Source organism: Paracoccus sulfuroxidans, from assembly GCF_007830335.1.
GTDB classification, from domain to species: domain Bacteria; phylum Pseudomonadota; class Alphaproteobacteria; order Rhodobacterales; family Rhodobacteraceae; genus Paracoccus; species Paracoccus sulfuroxidans.
The window spans coordinates 215,316-233,637 of the sequence record NZ_VLKU01000003.1; the positions used below are offsets into that span (position 1 = coordinate 215,316).

General features: G+C 66.6%; 17 protein-coding genes. 9 read left to right on the forward strand and 8 right to left on the reverse strand.

The window, feature by feature from the left end:
* Positions 1–43: 43 nt before the first annotated feature.
* Positions 44–2,362, forward strand: coding sequence for a Tex family protein (locus tag IQ24_RS05885; protein WP_145396879.1), 2,319 nt, complete (start codon positions 44–46; stop codon positions 2,360–2,362).
* Positions 2,363–2,415: 53 nt separating this feature from the next.
* On the opposite strand, the gene IQ24_RS05890 is transcribed toward IQ24_RS05885, so the two are convergent.
* Positions 2,416–3,528: a 3-hydroxyacyl-CoA dehydrogenase gene (locus tag IQ24_RS05890; protein ID WP_145396880.1), complete on the reverse strand. Its 1,113-nt coding sequence runs from the start codon at positions 3,526–3,528 to the stop codon at positions 2,416–2,418.
* 133 nt (positions 3,529–3,661) lie between these two features.
* On the opposite strand from IQ24_RS05890, the gene IQ24_RS05895 reads away from it, so the two are divergent.
* From IQ24_RS05895 to IQ24_RS05930, 8 genes are read left to right on the forward strand one after another with little or no spacing between them, the layout of a single operon-like run.
* Positions 3,662–5,947: a bifunctional salicylyl-CoA 5-hydroxylase/oxidoreductase gene (locus IQ24_RS05895; protein ID WP_145396881.1), complete on the forward strand. Its 2,286-nt coding sequence runs from the start codon at positions 3,662–3,664 to the stop codon at positions 5,945–5,947.
* Complete coding sequence (locus IQ24_RS05900; protein ID WP_145396882.1) at positions 5,944–6,681, forward strand: SDR family NAD(P)-dependent oxidoreductase; 738 nt, start codon at positions 5,944–5,946, stop codon at positions 6,679–6,681. Before IQ24_RS05895 ends, IQ24_RS05900 begins: the two co-directional genes overlap by 4 nt.
* The gene (locus IQ24_RS05905; RefSeq protein ID WP_145396883.1) at positions 6,678–7,112 is read left to right on the forward strand and encodes a MarR family winged helix-turn-helix transcriptional regulator; all 435 of its coding nucleotides are present in this window, start codon (positions 6,678–6,680) and stop codon (positions 7,110–7,112) included. Before IQ24_RS05900 ends, IQ24_RS05905 begins: the two co-directional genes overlap by 4 nt.
* A complete protein-coding gene (locus IQ24_RS05910) occupies positions 7,109–7,921 on the forward strand; it encodes an enoyl-CoA hydratase family protein (protein ID WP_145396884.1) in 813 nt (270 codons plus the stop codon). The genes IQ24_RS05905 and IQ24_RS05910 overlap by 4 nt, the downstream gene beginning before the upstream one ends.
* Before the next feature lies 1 nt (position 7,922).
* On the forward strand, positions 7,923–9,059 hold the full coding sequence (locus IQ24_RS05915) for an acyl-CoA dehydrogenase family protein (protein WP_145396885.1): 1,137 nt from the start codon (positions 7,923–7,925) through the stop codon (positions 9,057–9,059).
* 15 nt (positions 9,060–9,074) lie between these two features.
* The gene (locus IQ24_RS05920) at positions 9,075–9,527 is read left to right on the forward strand and encodes a cupin domain-containing protein (protein ID WP_145396886.1); all 453 of its coding nucleotides are present in this window, start codon (positions 9,075–9,077) and stop codon (positions 9,525–9,527) included.
* A complete protein-coding gene (locus IQ24_RS05925) occupies positions 9,524–9,931 on the forward strand; it encodes an acyl-CoA thioesterase (protein WP_145396887.1) in 408 nt (135 codons plus the stop codon). Before IQ24_RS05920 ends, IQ24_RS05925 begins: the two co-directional genes overlap by 4 nt.
* Complete coding sequence (locus tag IQ24_RS05930) at positions 9,928–10,341, forward strand: RidA family protein (protein WP_145396888.1); 414 nt, start codon at positions 9,928–9,930, stop codon at positions 10,339–10,341. The genes IQ24_RS05925 and IQ24_RS05930 overlap by 4 nt, the downstream gene beginning before the upstream one ends.
* Before the next feature lie 19 nt (positions 10,342–10,360).
* On the opposite strand, the gene aspA is transcribed toward IQ24_RS05930, so the two are convergent.
* The 7 genes from aspA to IQ24_RS05965 form a co-directional block, all read right to left on the reverse strand.
* Complete coding sequence (gene aspA, locus IQ24_RS05935; RefSeq protein WP_145396889.1) at positions 10,361–11,800, reverse strand: aspartate ammonia-lyase; 1,440 nt, start codon at positions 11,798–11,800, stop codon at positions 10,361–10,363.
* Between the two features lie 122 nt (positions 11,801–11,922).
* Positions 11,923–12,609, reverse strand: coding sequence for an ABC transporter ATP-binding protein (locus tag IQ24_RS05940; RefSeq protein WP_145396890.1), 687 nt, complete (start codon positions 12,607–12,609; stop codon positions 11,923–11,925).
* The gene (locus IQ24_RS05945; RefSeq protein WP_145396891.1) at positions 12,606–13,355 is read right to left on the reverse strand and encodes an ABC transporter ATP-binding protein; all 750 of its coding nucleotides are present in this window, start codon (positions 13,353–13,355) and stop codon (positions 12,606–12,608) included. The genes IQ24_RS05940 and IQ24_RS05945 overlap by 4 nt, the downstream gene beginning before the upstream one ends.
* The gene (locus IQ24_RS05950) at positions 13,348–14,319 is read right to left on the reverse strand and encodes a branched-chain amino acid ABC transporter permease (RefSeq protein WP_145396892.1); all 972 of its coding nucleotides are present in this window, start codon (positions 14,317–14,319) and stop codon (positions 13,348–13,350) included. Before IQ24_RS05950 ends, IQ24_RS05945 begins: the two co-directional genes overlap by 8 nt.
* A gap of 1 nt (position 14,320) precedes the next feature.
* Complete coding sequence (locus tag IQ24_RS05955) at positions 14,321–15,232, reverse strand: branched-chain amino acid ABC transporter permease (RefSeq protein ID WP_145396893.1); 912 nt, start codon at positions 15,230–15,232, stop codon at positions 14,321–14,323.
* A 61-nt stretch (positions 15,233–15,293) separates the two neighbouring features.
* A complete protein-coding gene (locus tag IQ24_RS05960; protein WP_145396894.1) occupies positions 15,294–16,445 on the reverse strand; it encodes an ABC transporter substrate-binding protein in 1,152 nt (383 codons plus the stop codon).
* Between the two features lie 99 nt (positions 16,446–16,544).
* Positions 16,545–18,167 (reverse strand): AMP-binding protein, encoded by a 1,623-nt coding sequence (locus tag IQ24_RS05965; RefSeq protein ID WP_145396895.1) that lies wholly within the window; start codon positions 18,165–18,167, stop codon positions 16,545–16,547.
* Between the last annotated feature and the right edge of the window lie 155 nt (positions 18,168–18,322).

The window sequence follows — 18,322 nt, forward strand, 5'->3', positions numbered from 1 at the left end:
GCAAGGGGCTAGAACGGCCTCCCGGACCTGACAGGAGATCGCCATGGACACCGCCGCCCGCATTGCCCGCACCATCGCAACCGAGATCGGGGCCAGCGCATCGCAGGTCAGCGCGGCGGTCGAACTTCTGGACGGCGGCGCGACCGTGCCCTTCGTCGCCCGCTATCGCAAAGAGGTGACGGGCGGTCTGGACGATACGCAACTGCGCAATCTGGCCGAGCGCCTGTCCTATCTGCGCGACATGGAGGCGCGGCGCGCGGCGATCCTGAAGTCGATCACCGAACAGGGCAAGCTCAGCGATGAACTGGCCCGCGCCATCGCCGGGGCCGAGACCAAGGCCAGCCTTGAGGACATCTATCTGCCCTTCAAGCCCAAGCGCCGCACCAAGGCGATGATCGCCCGCGAAAACGGGCTGGAGCCGCTTCTGCGCGCCATTCAAGAAGATCGCAGCGCCGATCCTCAGGCGCTGGCGGCGGGCTATCTGGGCGAAAACGTCGCCGATGTAAAAGCCGCGCTGGATGGCGCGCGCGACATCCTGACCGAGGAGCTTTCGGAAAACGCGACCCTGCTGGGCCGGTTGCGCGACTTCATGCGGGCCGAGGCGATGGTCACCGTCAAGGTGACGCCGGGCAAGGAAACCGAGGGCGCGAAATTCTCGGATTACTTCGACCATCGCGAGAAATGGGCCGACATGCCCTCGCACCGGGCGCTGGCGGTGCTGCGCGCGGCCAAGGAAGAGGTCGTGACCATCGAGATCGCCCCCGATCCCGAAACCGGCACCCCGCAGGCCGAACGCATGGTGGCCGCGACCATCGGCGATCTGGCCGACCGGCCCGGCGACAAATGGTTGCGGGGCGTGGCGGGCTGGACTTGGCGGGTGCGGCTGTCGAACGCTATGTACATCGACCTGCTGACCGATCTGCGCCGCCGCGCGCATGAGGATGCGATCAAGGTCTTTGGCCGCAACCTCAAAGATCTGCTGTTCTCGGCCCCCGCCGGTCCGCGCGCGACCATCGGCCTTGATCCGGGCATCCGCACCGGGGTCAAGGTCGCCGTGGTCGATGCCACCGGCAAGCTGGTCGAGACGACGACGATCTATCCCTTCCAGCCCAAGATGGATGTTCAGGGCGCTGAGGCAGCGCTTCTGGCGCTGATCGCCCGCCACAAGATCGACCTGATCGCCATCGGCAACGGCACCGCCAGCCGCGAGACGGAACGGCTGGTGACCGAGGTGCTGAAGCGCCTGCCGAAGACGGTGAAGGCACCGACGAAGGTGGTCGTCTCCGAGGCGGGGGCTTCGGTCTATTCGGCCTCTGAGACGGCGGCGAAAGAGTTTCCGGGTCTGGATGTCAGTCTGCGCGGCGCGGTGTCCATCGCGCGGCGGCTGCAGGACCCGCTGGCCGAACTGGTCAAGATCCCGCCGGAATCGATCGGCGTCGGCCAGTATCAGCATGACGTCGACCAGCGCCAGCTGACCCGCGCGCTGGAGGCCGTGGTCGAGGATGCGGTGAACGCGGTGGGGGTCGACCTCAACACCGCCTCGGCCTCGCTGCTGTCGCATGTGGTGGGGCTGGGGCCGTCGCTGGCGCAGAACATCGTCCTGCATCGCGATGAAAACGGCGCGTTCAAATCGCGCAAGGCGCTCTTGAAAGTGGCGGGCCTTGGGCCGCGCGCCTTCGAGCAGGCGGCGGGCTTCCTGCGCATCCGTGAAGGCGATGAGCCGCTGGACGCCTCGGCCGTCCACCCCGAGGCCTACGGCGTCGCTCGCCGTATCGTCGAGGCTTGCGGGCGCGACATTCGCGCGCTGATGGGCAATGCGGGCGCGCTGAAGGGCGTGCGGGCCGAGCAGTTCGTCGATGAGAAATTCGGCCTGCCGACCGTGCGCGACATCCTGTCGGAACTGGAAAAGCCGGGCCGCGACCCGCGCCCCGATTTCGTGACCGCGACCTTCGCCGACGGGGTCGAGGACATCAAGGACCTGCGCCCCGGCATGCAGCTTGAGGGCACGGTCACCAACGTCGCGGCCTTCGGCGCTTTCGTCGATATCGGCGTCCATCAGGACGGGCTGGTGCATATCAGCCAGCTGGCCGACCGCTTCGTGAAGGACCCGCATGAGGTGGTGAAGGCGGGCGATGTGGTGAAGGTCCGGGTGACCGAGGTCGACATTCCCCGCAAGCGCATCGGCCTGACCATGCGCAAGGATGGCGGGCCCGAGCCTGCGCCGCGCGGGCCGTCCGTAGGCAAGGGGCAGCCGCAGGGCAAGGCCCCGCGCGGTCCGATGAAAGCCGCCCCGAAGGGCGCGGACAGCAACCAGACCGGCGCGCTTGGTGCGGCGCTGCTGAACGCGATGCGGAAGAATTGAGGCGGGTTCAGGTGCTAGAAACTGCCTGAGCTTTTACCCACAATGAGCTGATTTTAGGGCGCAAGCCGCGGCGCGGGGTCGTAGCGCGGCTTCAGGCTGACGGGGGCACGCTCCTGAAGTTCCGCCAGTTGCTGCCGGATCGCGGCGGGGCCGTGGCTGGCCAGCATCTCGAACGGGCCGCGCGGGAAATTCAGGCCCAGCTTCAGGGCGGTGTCGATGCCCTCGCGCGTGGTGCCGCCCTCGGCCAGCAGCCAGCAGGCCTCATTGATGAGCGTTGCCTCGATGCGCAGGGCGATGGCGCGGGCATCATCCGGAGGCTCGCCAGCGCGGTCGGGAAACAGGAAGCCGCGCCCGGTCTTGCGACCCAGATCGCCGCGCGCGACCTGATCGCGCAGCGCGGCAAAGACGTGATAGCGCGGATGCCCGTCCATGGCCGCCAGCAGGCTTTCCGTTGCAGCCAGATTGATGTCAGCGCCCACCAGATCGATCAGCGCGAAGGGGCCCAGTCGATAGCCCGCCGCCATCATCGCGGCGTCGATCTGGGCGGGGCCGTGGCCTTCCTCCAGCAGGGCCAGCGCCTCGCCATAGAAGGGGCGGGCGCAGCGATTGACGATGAAGCCGGGACGGTCCGGGGCGTCGACGACGGTCTTGCCCGCTGCCTCGGCCACCTCGCGCGCCCGCAACAGCGCGGCAGAGGCGGTGCCGGGATGCGCCACCAGCTCGACCAGTTTCATCACCGGGGCCGGGTTGAAGAAATGCAGCCCCAGAAGTTGCTGCGGCTGCGCCAGCCCCGCCGCGACCGCTGCGACCGACAGCGAGGAGGTGTTCGTGGCCAGCACCGCCTCGCCTGGCAGAATCGCCTCAAGCTGGCGGAAGATGTTCTGCTTCAAGGGCAGGTCTTCCAGCACGGCCTCGATGGCCAGATCGGCACCTGAGAGGCCTGCAAGTGCCGGAACCACGCGCACGCGCGCCAGAATGGCGTCGCGCGCCTCCGCCGTGATCGCCCCCTTGTCGACGCGCGGTGCCAGAGCGGCCGCCAGCCTCTCCATCGCGCTCTCACGCGCCGGGGCGTGGCTGTCGGTCGCCAGCACCTCAAACCCCGCCTGCGCGAAGGTCTGGGCAATGCCAAGCCCCATGGTGCCAAGTCCGATGACGGCGATCTTCATAAGGCACCCCTGTCGTGCTGACCCGTCTGCAGGATGTCGCGAGGTCGCGCCTGATGGCAAGAAAATTATTTTGAGCTTGAAATAAATTCACGCCGGTGCCAGCCTGACGGACAGGGAATGGGGGAGCATTGCGATGAAGATCCTGTGTCTGGGCGGCGGACCCGCCGGTCTTTACTTCGCGATCTCGATGAAGCTGCGTGACCCCTCGCACGATATCACCGTGCTGGAGCGGAACAAGGCCAATGACACCTTCGGCTGGGGCGTCGTGCTGTCGGATGACGCGCTTGGCCGGATGCAGCGCAACGACCCGGTGTCGACCGATACGATCCGGTCGCATTTCGCCTATTGGGACGATATCGCGGTGATCCATGACGGGCGGCGCACCGTCTCGGGCGGGCATGGGTTTGCGGGGATCGGGCGCAAGCAACTGCTGATCATCCTGCAGGCGCGGGCGCGTGAGCTGGGCGTCAATCTGCAGTTCGAAACCGTCTTCAGGGACTTCGAGGACTATCGCAAGGATTATGATCTCGTGGTCGGGGCCGATGGCATCAACAGCCTCGTGCGCACCGAATATCAGGATGTGTTCAAGCCCGACATCGACCTGCGTCGCTGCAAGTTCATCTGGTTGGGCACGCATCAGAAATTCGATGACGCCTTCACCTTCATCTTCGAGCCGACCGAGGCCGGTTGGGTCTGGGCGCATGTCTATCAGTTCGACGACAACACCGCGACCTTCATCGTCGAGACCCTGCCCGAAACCTGGGACCGGCTGGGCTTCGAGCAGATGACGAAGGAAGAAAACGTCGAGACCTGCCGCAAGATCTTCGCGCGCCATCTGGGCGGGCATGAGCTGATGTCGAACGCCACGCATCTGCGCGGCTCGGCGGTGTGGATCCAGTTTCCCCGCGTCATCTGCGAACGCTGGTACAACGGCAATGTCGTCCTGATGGGCGATGCGGCGGCGACCGGGCATTTCTCGATCGGGTCGGGGACGCGGCTGGCGATGGACAGCGCGATCGCGCTGGCCGAGTATCTGCACAGCGAGGCCGACATGCAGGCCGCCTTCCAGCGCTATCAGGAGGAACGCCGGGTCGAGGTGCTGCGCCTGCAATCGGCCGCCCGCAACAGCCTTGAATGGTTCGAGCAGGTCGAGCGCTATCTGGACCTGCCGCCCGAACAGTTCGCCTATTCTCTGCTGACCCGCAGCCAACGCATCAGCCATGAAAACCTGCGCCTGCGCGACCCCGAATGGCTGGGCCATGCCGAGGACTGGTTTCAGCAGCAGGCGGGCGGCCAACCCGGGCGCGCGCCGATGTTCGCGCCCTTCCAGCTGCGCGACATGGCGTTGAAGAACCGCATCGTCGTCTCGCCCATGGCGCAGTACAAGGCCGTCGACGGCACGCCGACCGACTGGCATTTCGTCCATTACGCCGAGCGGGCGAAGGGCGGCGCGGGGCTGGTCTATACCGAGATGACCTGTGTGGCGCCCGAGGGCCGCATCACCCCCGGTTGCCCCGGCCTTTACGCGCCCGAGCATGAGGCCGCGTGGAAGCGGCTGGTCGATTTCACTCATGCCGAGACCACGGCGAAAATCTGCATGCAGATCGGCCATGCGGGGCGCAAGGCCTCGACCCGCGTGGGCTGGGAGGGGACGGACAAGCCCTTGCCCGGCGGGAACTGGCCGCTGATCGCGCCCTCGGCCATTGCGTGGTCGCCGGAAAACCAGATCCCGCGCGAGATGACGCGCGCCGATATGGACGCGGTGACGGCGCAGTTCGTCGCCTCGACCGAAATGGCCGCGCGGGCGGGCTTTGACATGGTCGAGCTGCATGCGGCGCACGGCTATCTGATCTCAAGCTTCATCTCGCCGGTGTCGAACCGGCGCGGCGACGAATATGGCGGCGACCTTGAAAACCGCATGCGCTATCCGCTGGAGGTGTTCCGCGCGATGCGGGCCGCCTGGCCCGCCGAAAAGCCGATGTCGGTCCGGATCTCCGCCAATGACTGGATCGGGGACGAGGGCGTCACGCCTGAAGAGGCCGTCGAGATCGCCCGCATGTTCCATGACGCCGGGGCCGATATCATCGACGTATCCGCCGGGCAGACGACGCCGGACGCCAAGCCCATCTATGGCCGCATGTTCCAGACCCCCTTCAGCGACCGCATCCGCAATGAGGCGGGGCTGGCGACCATGGCCGTCGGCAATATCACCGAGCCGGATCACGTGAACTCGATCCTGCTGGCCGGGCGCGCCGATCTGGTCTGTCTGGCCCGCCCGCATCTGGCCGATCCCTATTGGACGCTGCATGCCGCGACCCAGATGGGCGATGAGGCCAGCGACTGGCCCGCGCCCTATTGGAACGGCCGCGATCAGGCGCGTCGGCTGCATGACAAGGCGGCAGAGGCGATCCGGGTATGACCATGCAGGGCAGGCGGGTGCTGGTGACGGGCGGCGGCTCGGGCACGGGGGCGGCTCTGGCGCGCGGCTTTGCCGATGCCGGGGCCGAGGTGGTGATCTGCGGGCGGCGTCCGCAGGCGCTGGCCGAGGTCGCGACCCATCCGCGCATCCGGCCGCTGGCCTGCGACGTGACTGATGAGGCCTCGGTCGCGGCGCTGTTTCAGGCGGCGGGTCCGGTCGATGTGGTGGTGGCCAATGCCGGGCAGTCGACCTCGGGGCCGTTTGCGAAGACCACGCTGGAGGATTGGAACCGGATGCTGGTGGTCAACCTGACCGGCACTTTCCTGACCTTCCGCGAAGGGCTGCGGCAGATGCCGGGCTGGGGGCGGCTGATCGCGATTGCTTCGACCTCGGGGCTGAAGGGCTATGCGCGCGTGGCCCCCTATGCCGCTGCCAAGCATGGGGTGGTGGGGCTGGTGCGCTCACTGGCGCTGGAGGTCGCGCGCTCGCCTGTCACCGTCAACGCGATCTGTCCGGGCTTTCTGGACACCGAGATGACTGCCGCCTCGATCCGCAACATCAGCGACAAGACCGGGCGTTCTGCCGATCAGGCGCGCGCCGCGCTGGAGGCGTTCAACCCGCAGAACCGCCTGATCCAGCCCGCCGAGGTCACCGCGACCGCGCTGTGGCTATGCGGGGCCGGGGCCGAGGGCATGAACGGCCAGGCCATCGCCATCGCCGGGGGCGAGATATGAGCGAGCTGTCCAAATCCCGGCTGAAGCTGTGGGTGCGCATGCTGGGCGTCACCCGCGCCGCCGAGGCGGATCTGCGCGAATTCCTGCGCCTGCGCCATGACACCACCCTGCCGCGCTTTGACGTGCTGGCGGCGCTCTATCGCCGGCGCGAGGGCTGCACCATGTCGGAACTGTCGCGCATGCTGCTGGTCTCGAACGGGAATGCCACGGCGGTCGTCGACCGGCTGGAGAAGGACGGCCATGTCCGCCGCACGCCCTCGCCCACCGACCGGCGCACCGTGTTCGTCGCGCTGACGCCCGAGGGGCTCGCCGGGTTCGAGGGCCTTGCCGCCGAGCATGAAGAGGAAATCGACCGCATTTTCGGCGACCTCTCGCGCGAGGAAATCGAGACGCTGACCAATGTCTTCAAACGCATCGGAGTGAAAAGATGACCGAACTGGCCGGGCTGAAGCCGCAGCATTTCCTGTGGGAGGTCAAGGACCGCATCGCGACGGTGCGTCTGAACCGTCCCGATCGCAAGAACCCGCTGACCTTCGAAAGCTATGCCGAGCTGCGCGACACCTTCCGCGCGCTGGTCTATGCGACCGATGTGGATGTGGTGATCTTCGCCTCGAACGGCGGGAATTTCTGCTCGGGCGGGGATGTGCATGACATCATCGGCCCGCTGGTGGGCATGGATATGAAGGACCTGCTGGCCTTCACCCGCATGACCGGCGATCTGGTCAAGGCGATGATCGGCTGCGGCAAGCCCATCATCGCGGCGGTCGACGGCATCTGCGTGGGCGCGGGGGCGATTGTCGCCATGGCCTCGGACCTGCGGCTGGCGACGCATGAATCGCGCTGCGCGTTCCTGTTCACCCGCGTCGGGCTGGCGGGCTGCGACATGGGGGCCTGCGCCATCCTGCCCCGCATCATAGGGCAGGGCCGCGCGGCGGAACTGCTTTACACCGGCCGCGCCATGACCGGCGAAGAGGGCGAGCGGTGGGGTTTCTGGAACGCGCTGCACCACGCCGACCTGCTGGAGATCGAGGCGCTGAAACTGGCCCAGCGTCTGGCCGCCGGGCCGACCTTCGCCCATGGGATCACCAAGACCCAGCTCAATCAGGAATGGAACATGGGGCTTGAGCAGGCCATCGAGGCCGAGGCGCAGGCACAGGCAATCTGCATGCAGACCCGCGATTTTGAGCGCGCCTACCACGCCTTCGTCGCCAAGGAAAAGCCGGTGTTCAAGGGGGACTGACATGGCCGACCGCAGCTTTCTGGACTGGCCGTTCTTCGAGGACCGGCACCGCGAACTGGCGGCGGCGCTGGACGCCTGGGCGGGCGCGCATCTGCCGGTCGATCACCATGACGTCGATGCGGCCTGCCGTGCGCTCGTCAGGGATCTGGGGGCGGGCGGCTGGCTGCGCCATTCGGGCGCGGGTGAGGGTGAGGCGCTGGACGTCCGCAGCCTCTGCCTGATCCGCGAGACGCTGGCCCGCCATGACGGGTTGGCCGACTTCGCCTTCGCCATGCAGGGGCTTGGCATGGGCGCGGTCAGCCTGTTCGGCTCGCCCGCGCAGCGCGCCTGGCTGGAAAAGACCCGCGCCGGGCAGGCCATTTCAGCCTTCGCGCTGACCGAGCCCGCTTCGGGCTCGGACGTGGCGGCGACCGCGACCACCGCCGAACGGGTGGGCGAGGAATGGGTGCTGAACGGTGAGAAGACCTGGATCTCGAACGGCGGGATCGCCGATCTCTACGTGATTTTCGCCCGCACCGGCGAGGCACCCGGGGCACGCGGCCTCTCGGCCTTCCTGATGCCCGCCGATACCCCCGGCTTGACCATTGCCGAGCGGCTGGACACCATCGCGCCCCATCCTCTGGCGACGCTGCGGCTGGACGATTTGCGCCTGCCCGCAGATGCGCTGATCGGCAAGCCGGGCGAGGGGTTCAAGCTGGCCATGTCGGTGCTGGACGTCTTTCGCCCGACCGTCGGCGCGGCGGCGCTTGGCTTTGCCCGCCGCGCGCTGGATGAGGCCGTGGCCCGCGTCACGGCGCGCCGCATTCAGGGCCAGCCGCTGGCGGAATTGCAGATGGTGCAGGGGCATCTGGCCGATATGGCGCTTGGCATCGATGCCTCGGCACTGCTGGTCTATCGCGCCGCCTGGGCCAAGGACCGGGGCGCGCCCCGCATCACCCGCGAAGCCGCGATGGCCAAGCTGCACGCGACCGAGACCGCGCAGAAGGTCATCGACACGGCGGTCCAGCTTTTCGGCGGCGAGGGCGTACGCTCGGGCGCGGTGGTCGAAAGCCTCTACCGCGAAATTCGCGCCCTGCGCATCTATGAGGGTGCAAGCGACGTGCAAAAGGTCATTATCGCACGCAATATCCTCGCATAGCCAAGGGAGATCGGCATGGACAAGGAACTGGACGGTGGCATCACTCGCGCGGGCGACGGTATCGAGGGTGTGGAATGGAACATTCTGGGCCAGCGCTATTTTCCGAAATCGGATTGCGCCAGCAGCTTTTCCTTCGAGACGAATTCCGAGGCTGGTCAATTCGTCCCCGTCCATATCCACCCGACGCAGGATGAATTCATTCTGGTGCAGGAGGGCGAGCTGCATGTGAAGCTGGATGGTGTCTGGTCGGTCGCCAAAGCGGGCGATCTGGTCCGCATGCCGAAGGGTGTCCCGCATGGCTATTTCAACAAGGGCGACACGCCTGCCCGCGCGCTCTTCTGGGTTTCGCCCGCCGGACGGCTGCGGTCCTTGTTCGAAAAGCTGCACGGGATGACCGATGTTGATGAGGTCGTGCGCGTCTCGGCTGAACATGACGTGAATTTCCTGCCGCCCGAGGCCAATACATGACCTATCGCCGCCAGATCCGGGTCGAGTTCAACCATTGCGACCCTGCGGGCATCGTCTTCTTCCCGCGCTATTACGAGATGGCGAATTCGGTGCTGGAGAATTTCTTCCGCGAGGTTGTGGACTATCCCTATCACCGCATGATGGAGGAGGGGTTCGGCGCCCCGACCGTGCGGATCGAGACTGATTTCACCGCGCCCTCGCGTCTGGGCGATCTGCTGGACTGGAGCCTGCGGGTCACGCGGCTGGGCACCAGCTCGGCCAGCTTTGCCCTTGCGGCCGAAGGCGCGGGGCAGGCGCGCATCGCGACCCAGCACACGCTGGTCTGGCTGGGGGCAGACAAGCGCGCAACGCCCTGGCCCGAACAGATCCGCACCAGACTTGCCGCCCTTCAGGAGGGGACATGACCCAGAATTCGCTGCAGTTTCTGAACCCGTCGCATTGGAAAAAGCCCAGCGGCTATTCGAACGGCGTTGCCGCCACGGGCCGCCTTGTGGTGACCGGGGGCATCATCGGCTGGAACACGCAATACGAGTTCGAGACCGATGACTTCGCCGGGCAAGTCGATCAGGCGCTGCGATCCATCGTCGAGGTGCTGGCCGAGGCGGGCGCGCGCCCCGAACACATCGTGCGGATGACCTGGTATGTGACCGACAAGCACGATTATCTGGCCAGCCTCAAGGACATCGGCGCGGCCTATAAGGCGCATATCGGTCGGCATTACCCGGCGATGGCGCTGGTACAGGTCGTGGCTTTGGTCGAGGACCGCGCCAAGGTCGAGATCGAGGTCACGGCGGTGATCCCCGAAACCCGATAGACCCGTCGCGGCCGTCAGCTTACTGGGCGGGCTTGGCGGCCGGGACCAGAATCTCGGTCGGGCGGGTCAGGGTGTCGGGCTGCAGCACGGCCTTCAGCGTTTCAGGGGCCATCAGCCCGCGCTCCAGCACGATCTCGACCACGCCGCGCCCGGTGCGATGCGCCTCCAGTGCGACCTCGGTGGCGTTGCTATAGCCGATATAGGGATTCAGCGCGGTGACGATGCCGATGGAATGTTCGACCATGTCGCGCAGGCGTTCGCGATTGGCGGTGATGCCGCGCACGCAGTTCTTTTCCAGCGTCAGGCAGGCGGCGGTCAGATGGGTCAGGCTGCGGTGCAGGCTGTAGAAGATGATCGGCTCGAAGGCGTTCAGCTGCAACTGCCCGGCCTCGGCCGCCATCGAGATGGTGACGTCATTGCCGATCACCTCGAAGGCGACCTGATTGACCACCTCGGGGATGACCGGGTTGACCTTGCCCGGCATGATCGAGGACCCGGCCTGCATGGCGGGCAGGTTGATTTCGTTGAAGCCCGCGCGCGGCCCCGAGGACAGAAGGCGCAGGTCGCTGCAGGATTTCGACAGTTTCACCACGATGCGCTTCAAGACGCCCGACAGCTGCACGAAGGCGCCGCAATCCTGCGTCGCCTCGATCAGGTCGGGGGCGGTGATCAGCGTGATGCCGGTGATCCGCGACAGGTTCTCGCAGACCTTGGCGGCGTAAAGCGGGTGGGCGGTGATGCCGGTGCCGATGGCGGTGGCACCAAGGTTGATCTCGCAGATCAGTTGCGCGGCTTCGGCCAGTCGCAGCTCATCTTCCGAAAGCATGCGGGCATAGGTGCCGAATTCCTGCCCCAGCGTCATCGGCACCGCGTCCTGAAGCTGCGTGCGGCCCATTTTCAGCACGTCAGAGAACTCGACGGCCTTTTCGGCAAAGGCGGTGCGCAGCACGCCCATCGCGCCCGACAGCCGCTGGATCCCCGCCCATGCCGCCAGCTTCAGCGCCGTCGGATAGACGTCATTCGTCGACTGGCCCATGTTGACGTGTTCGTTCGGGTGCAGGAACTGATATTCGCCCTTGGCATGGCCCATAAGCTCCAGCGCGCGGTTCGCGATCACCTCATTGGCGTTCATATTGGTCGAGGTGCCCGCGCCGCCCTGGATCAGGTCGACGATGAACTGGTCATGCAGCGCGCCTTCCCGGATCTCGCGGCAGGCCGCCCCGATCGCATCGGCGATCTCGCGGCTGAGGATGCCCAGCTGGCAGTTGGCCTCGGCGGCGGCCTCCTTGATCGCGGCCAGCGCGTTGATCAGGTCGGGGGCCTGCGACAGGGTCTGGCCCGAAATCGGAAAGTTCTCGACGGCGCGCAGCGTATGGACGCCGTAATAGGCGTCAGCGGGCACGGCGCGATCCCCGATCAGGTCATGCTCGATACGGGTGGGAAGGGCGTTGGCGGTCATGCTGGGGTCTTTCCGACAAGTAGGTCACTGTTTTTCAGCATTTAGCCGAGCCGGTGGGGCTTTGGTATCAAGAAAACATGGAACCTGTGGCGGCGATCCGGGGCGATGCGCGGTGTTTGGCCTCAGACCCCCAGCCAGCGCTGCGCCAGATCGGGGGTGATCTCGGGCAGGGTGCCCGTCCAGACGCTGCGCCCGCGTTCAAGGATCACGGCGCGGTCGGCGACCGAGGCCAGCTCTTTCAGAGATTTGTCGACCACCAGAATCGACAGCCCTTCGGATTTCAGCGCCCGGATGCCTCCCCAGATTTCCTGCCTCACGACGGGGGCCAGCCCCTCGGTCGCCTCGTCAAGGATCAGAAGGCGCGGGTTCGTCATCAGGGCGCGCCCGATGGCCAGCATCTGCTGTTCACCCCCCGACAGCGTGCGGGCCTGCTGCGCCATGCGTTCGCCCAGTCGCGGGAAGAGCGCGGTGACCCGGGCCATGGTCCAGTCGCCGGGGCGGGCGGCGACGGTCAGGTTTTCCTCAACCGTCAGCGGGCCGAAGACGCGGCGGCCCTCGGGCACCAGTCCCAGCCCGCGACGCGCGGCCTGATGGGGCAGCAGGCCGCCGATATCCTCAGCCCCCAGACGGATCGTCCCGCCGGTCGGGCGCAGAAGCCTGCAGATCGCCTTGATCGTCGTCGACTTGCCCATGCCGTTCCGGCCCATCAGCGCCAGCACCTCACCTTCGGCCAGCGACAGGGTGACGCCATGCAGAACGGCGATCTGGCCGTAAGAGGCGGTGACATTTTCCAGAGACAGAAGGGTCATGCCTCTTCCCCTAGATAGGAGCGCTGGACCTCGGGGTTGGCGCGGATCTCGGCCACGGTGCCGGTCGCGATCAGGCGGCCATAGACCAGAACCGAGATCCGGTCGGCCAGCGCAAAGACTGCATCCATGTCATGTTCGACCAGCAGGATCGGGGCCTTGGCGCGCAGGTCAGACAGAAGCGTCGTCAACTGCTGCGCGCCCTCCAGCCCCATGCCTGCCATGGGTTCATCCAGCAGGAAGGCGCGCGGCTGAAGCGCCAGCGCCATGGCAATCTCCAGCTTGCGGCGCTCGCCATGCGACAGGGCGGCGGCCTTGACGCCCTCGCGCCCGGCCAGCCCGGCGGCTTCGAGATGCTGGGCTGCGGGCTCGGTCAGGCCGGGGTCGCGCAGCGCCGGGCGCAGAAAGCGGAAGACGCGGCCCTGCGCGCCCATCACCGCCAGCATGACGTTCTGCAGCACGGTAAAATCGGGGATGACCTGCGAGACCTGAAAGCTGCGCGCCAGCCCCAGCCGCGCCCGCGCAGCCACGTCCAGCGCGTCGATCCCTTGCCCCATGAAGCGGACCGTGCCGCTGTCGGGGCGGATCTCGCCCACGATCTGCTTGATCAGCGTCGATTTGCCCGCGCCATTCGGGCCGATCAGGGCGTGGATCTCTCCGGGCAGAAGGGTCAGGCTGACGCCATCGGTGGCCTTCAGCGCGCCGAAGCTTTTGCGCAGATCGGTCAGTTCAAGGATCGGCTCAGCCATGGCGTTTCTCGCGCAGGATCAGGCCGGTGATGCCGCCGGGCGCGAACAGCACGATCAGCAGCAAAAGCACCCCCACCAGCCCCAGCCAATAGTCCGAGACGGGGCCCAGAAGCTGCTCGAGCGCGATAAAAACCGCCGCGCCCGCGATGGGCCCGGCCAGCCGACCGACGCCGCCCAGAATGACGAAGACCATGATCTCACCCGACATGTGCCAGGACATGCTGGCCGGGCTGACGAAGCGGTTGAGGTCGGCGTAAAGCGAACCCGCAAGCCCGCAGATCATCGCCGAGATGACGAAGGCCACCAGCCGCACGGGGAAGGGGCGGATGCCCGTCGCCGTGGTGCGCATGGGGTTTTGCCGCGTGGCCTGCAGCGCCAGCCCGAAGCGGGACCGGGTGAGGCAGGCGCTGACCAGCAGCGCCAGCGCCAGCAGGCTGGCACAGATCGCGAAGAAGGGGACGGGGGCCAGTGTGTTCACGCCCGGAAAGCTGTTGCGGACATAGAAGCTGAGCCCATCCTCGCCCCCATAGGCGGGCCAGCTGACGGCGAGGTAGTAAAGCATCTGCGCGAAGGCCAGCGTCACCATGATGAAATAGACGCCCGAGGTGCCCAGGCTCAGCGCCCCGATGACCAGCCCGGCAATTCCCGCGACGATCATCGCGACGGGCCAGATCACCAGCATCTGCGTCGTGCCCGGCAGGCCGAAGGCCAGCGGTTCGTAATTCGCGGCGTGGCTGGCGAGGATCGCGGTGACATAGCCGCCGATGCCGAAGAAGGCGGCGTGCCCGAAGGACACGAGCCCGCCATAGCCAAGCGCCAGGTTCAGCCCGACACCGGCCAGCGCCAGAATGGCGATCTTGGTGGCGATGGTGACGGCGAAATTCTGCCCCGTGGCGAAGGCCACCAGCGCAAACAGCACCAGCAGAGCGAAGATTGCTATGTCGAGAATGGCCTCGCGCCGCATCCTATGCCCTCGCCCCGTAAAGGCCCTGCGGCCGCCAGATCAGCACCACCGCCATCAAGAGATAGATCAGGACCGAGGCCAGCGCCGCCCCCACCGGCCCCGCGCCCGCGCCCAGCACCGGCTGCAACAGCACGGGCAGCAGCGCCTTGCCCAGCGTGTCGGTGATGCCGACCAGTAGCGCGCCGATGAACGCCCCCTTGATCGAGCCGATGCCGCCGATCACCACGGTCACGAAGGCTAGGATCAGGACTGGCTCCCCCATCCCGACCTGCACCGATTGCAGCGTGCCGACCAGCGCGCCCGCCATGCCCGCCAGCGCCGCGCCAAGCGCGAAGACGGCGGTGTAAAGCGCGCCGATGTCGACGCCGAGGGCCGAGATCATCTCGCGGTCGGCCTCACCGGCGCGGATGCGGATGCCAAGGCGGGTGCGCCCGATGAGCAGCCAGAGGCCAAGCGCGATCAGCGCGCCGACCGCGATGATCACAAGGCGGAAGACGGGGTAGGTGACGCCCCCTGGCAGGCTGACCGCGCCCGCAAGCGCAGGCGGCAGCGACAGGTAAAGCGGGAAAGAGCCGAAAAGCCAGCGCGTGCCTTCCGAAAAGATCAGGATCAGCGCGAAGGTCGCCAGCACCTGATCCAGATGATCGCGGGTGTAAAGGCGGCGGATCACCAGCCGCTCGACCAGCGCGCCGACGAAGGCGGCGGCGATCAGGCTGGCGACCAGCCCCAGCCAATACGAGCCCGTAGCCGCCGCCACCGCCGCACAGGCGAAAGCGCCGACCATGTAAAGTGAGCCATGGGCCAGGTTGATCAGCCCCATGACGCCGAAGATCAGCGTCAGACCGGCGGCCATGACGAACAGCATCATCCCGTATTGCAGCCCGTTCAGGGCCTGCTCGATGAGCAAGGTCAAGGCGAGGGTCTCCGGTCAGGCGCAAGGATGCCCCCGGTTTTGGCCGGGGGCAAAGGCAGGATCACATCTTGCATTCGGCCGCGTAGGCGTCGCCGTGATCGGTCATGGCCGTCGCGATGATCTTGTTCGTCAGCGTGCCGTTTTCGTCGATCACCTCGCGGACATAGAGGTCCTGGATCGGGTGGTTGTTCGGGCCGAAGCTGAACTTGCCGCGCACGCTGTCAAAGCTTGCCTCTTTCAGCGCGGCGCGGAAGGCCTCGGCATCGGAAGGCTGCGCCTTTTCCAGCGCCGAAAGCAGCAGGTTCGCCGTGTCATAGCCATAGGCCGCATAGATCGAGGGCAGGCGGTTGTAATCGGCCTGGAAGGCCTCGACGAAGGCCTTGTTGGCCGGGTTGTCGATGTCCTTCGACCAGTTCGAGGTGTTCTTGACGCCAAGCGCCGCCTCGCCCACCGCAGGCAGCACGTCCTGGCTGAACGAGAAGGCGGGGCCGATCACCGGGGTCTCGACGCCGGAACCCGCGTATTGCTTCATGAAGGCGATGCCCATGCCGCCCGGCAGGAAGAAGAAGACCGCATCAGCCCCCGAGGCGCGGATCTGCGCGATCTCTCCGGCGTAATCGGTCTGGCCGACCTGGGTATAGACCTCGGACGCGATATCGCCCTTGTAATAGCGCTTGAAGCCCGCGAGCGAATCCTTACCCGCCGGATAGTTCGGCGCCATGATGAAGACCTTCTTGAAGCCCGCGTCATTGGCATAGGCACCCGCGGCCTCATGCAGGTTGTCGTTCTGATACGAGACCGAGAAATAGTTCGGGTTGCAGCCCTTGCCTGCCAGCGCCGAAGGGGCGGCGTTGGTCGAAAGGTAGAACTTGCCCTGACCCACCGCTGCCGGAACCACCGCCATGGCCAGGTTCGACCAGACGATGCCGGTCAGCACGTCGACATTGTCCGACTGGATCATCTTGTCGGCGATCTGCACGGCGACATCGGGCTTCTGCTGATCATCCTCGATCAGCAGCTCGATGTCCTTGGCCTTGTCGCCCGCCTGTTTCAGCGCCAGCTGGAAGCCGTCGCGGGTGTCGATGCCAAGCCCCGCACCGCCGCCCGAAAGCGTGGTGATCATGCCGACCTTGACCTCGGCCATGGCGGGGGCGGCGATGGCCATGCCCGCGATAAGGGCCGTGGTCAGGCCAAGACGTTTGCTGAGTTTCATGGACCTCTCCCTGTGGTCGTTTATGTGCCCCCGTTGGGCGGGGATCTGCCCCATGTGTCGCCCGATTGTCAGGGCGATGAAAGGGGTTCTTTCAACTTCTTACATGGTTTCTCGCAGCCGGAACCGCTGGATCTTGCCGCTTTCGGTCTTGGGCAGCGCGTCCCTGAAGATGACCGAGCGGGGGTATTTATAGGGCGCGATCAGCGCCTTCACGTGATCCTGCAGGGCTTTCGTCCGCAGGGGATCGCCCGCAAGGCCGGGGCGCAGCACGACATGCGCCTCTACGATCTGGCCGCGATCGGCGTCGGGCGCGCCGATGACCGCGCATTCCAGCACATCGGGATGGGCAAGCAGCGCCGCTTCGACCTCGGGGCCCGCGATATTGTAACCCGAGGACAGGATGATCCCGTCCTGCCGCGCGGCGAAGTGGAAATAGCCGTCCTCATCTTGCAGGAAGGCGTCGCCCGTCAGGTTCCAGCCGTCCTTCACATAGGCGCGCTGCTTGGCCTCATCCTGCATATAGCGGCAGCCCAAGGGGCCGCGCACGGCCAGCCGCCCGATCTCTCCGCGCGGCAGTTCCGCGCCGTCGGGGCCGATCACCTTGGCCTCGAACCCCGCGACGGGACGGCCGGTGCAGGCGGGGCGCGAGTCGCCGAAGCGGTTGGTGATGAAGATATGCAGCATCTCGGTCGCGCCGATGCCGTCGAGCATGGGTTTGCCGGTGCGGGTGATCCATTCCTCATAGATGGGCGCGGGCAGCGTCTCGCCAGCCGAGACGGCGGCGCGCAGCGAGGACAGGTCCGCCCCTTCTGCCATGGCGTTCAGCATCACGCGGTAAGCGGTGGGCGCGGTGAAGCAGATCGTGGCCTTGTGGCGCTGGATGATCTCGATCATGCGGGGCGGGGTCGCGTCCTCCAGCAGCACGGCCTGCGCGCCAAAGCGCAGCGGAAAGATCGCGAGGCCCCCCAAGCCGAAGGTGAAGGCTAGGGGCGGCGAGCCCACCAACACATCCTCGGGCGTGACGGCCAGCACCTCGCGCGCGTAAAGATCCGCGATCATCAGCAGGTCGCGGTGGAAATGCATGGTGGCTTTCGGCTCTCCGGTCGTGCCCGAGGTGAAGGCCAAGAGTGCCACATCATCGCGCCCGGTGCGGACCGGATCGAAGCGGACGGGCTTGGCCAGCGCGGCGCGGTCCAGCTCTCCATCATGGTTGGCGGTGCCGTCAAAGCCGATCACCCGCATCGGCTGGTCGGTCTCCTTGGCGGCCTGCACGATCTCATCCATGATGCGGGTGTCGCAGAGCACATGGCTGACGCGGGCTTTCTTCACGATCTTGACCAGCTCTCCCGCGCGCAGCATGGGCATGGTGTTGACCGCGACGCCGCCCGCCTTCGTCACCCCCAGCCAGGCCGCGACCATCGCCGGATTGTTGGCCGAGCGGATCAGCACGCGGTTGCCGGGCTTCAGCCCAAAATCCTCGATCAGCGCGCGGGCGATGCGGTTCGACCAGTCGGCCAACTCCTTGTAGGTCCGGGTCCGCCCGTTGCCGGTCAGCGCGATATGGTCGCCGAACCCGCGCGCGACCATCGCATCCGACAGCTCATGCCCCGCGTTCAGCCATTCGGGATAGTCGGGCCCCGTCGTCAGCTCGGGCCAGAGATCGAACGGAGGCAGGTTGTCGCGCGTGAAGCTGTCGACGTGACCGCTGGGTCCAAGTTGCATCTGTGGCCTCCGCTGGACCGGCGGGGTCGCGACCGCGCCGATGGGGTAAGCCTGCCTGATTGTCGACATGCGCGATGCCATGGACCGAGGCGTCGGCGCAGGCATGCCCGCACCGCTTCCGCGACCTGCATCTTGCGCCTCCACTTCGCAGGGCA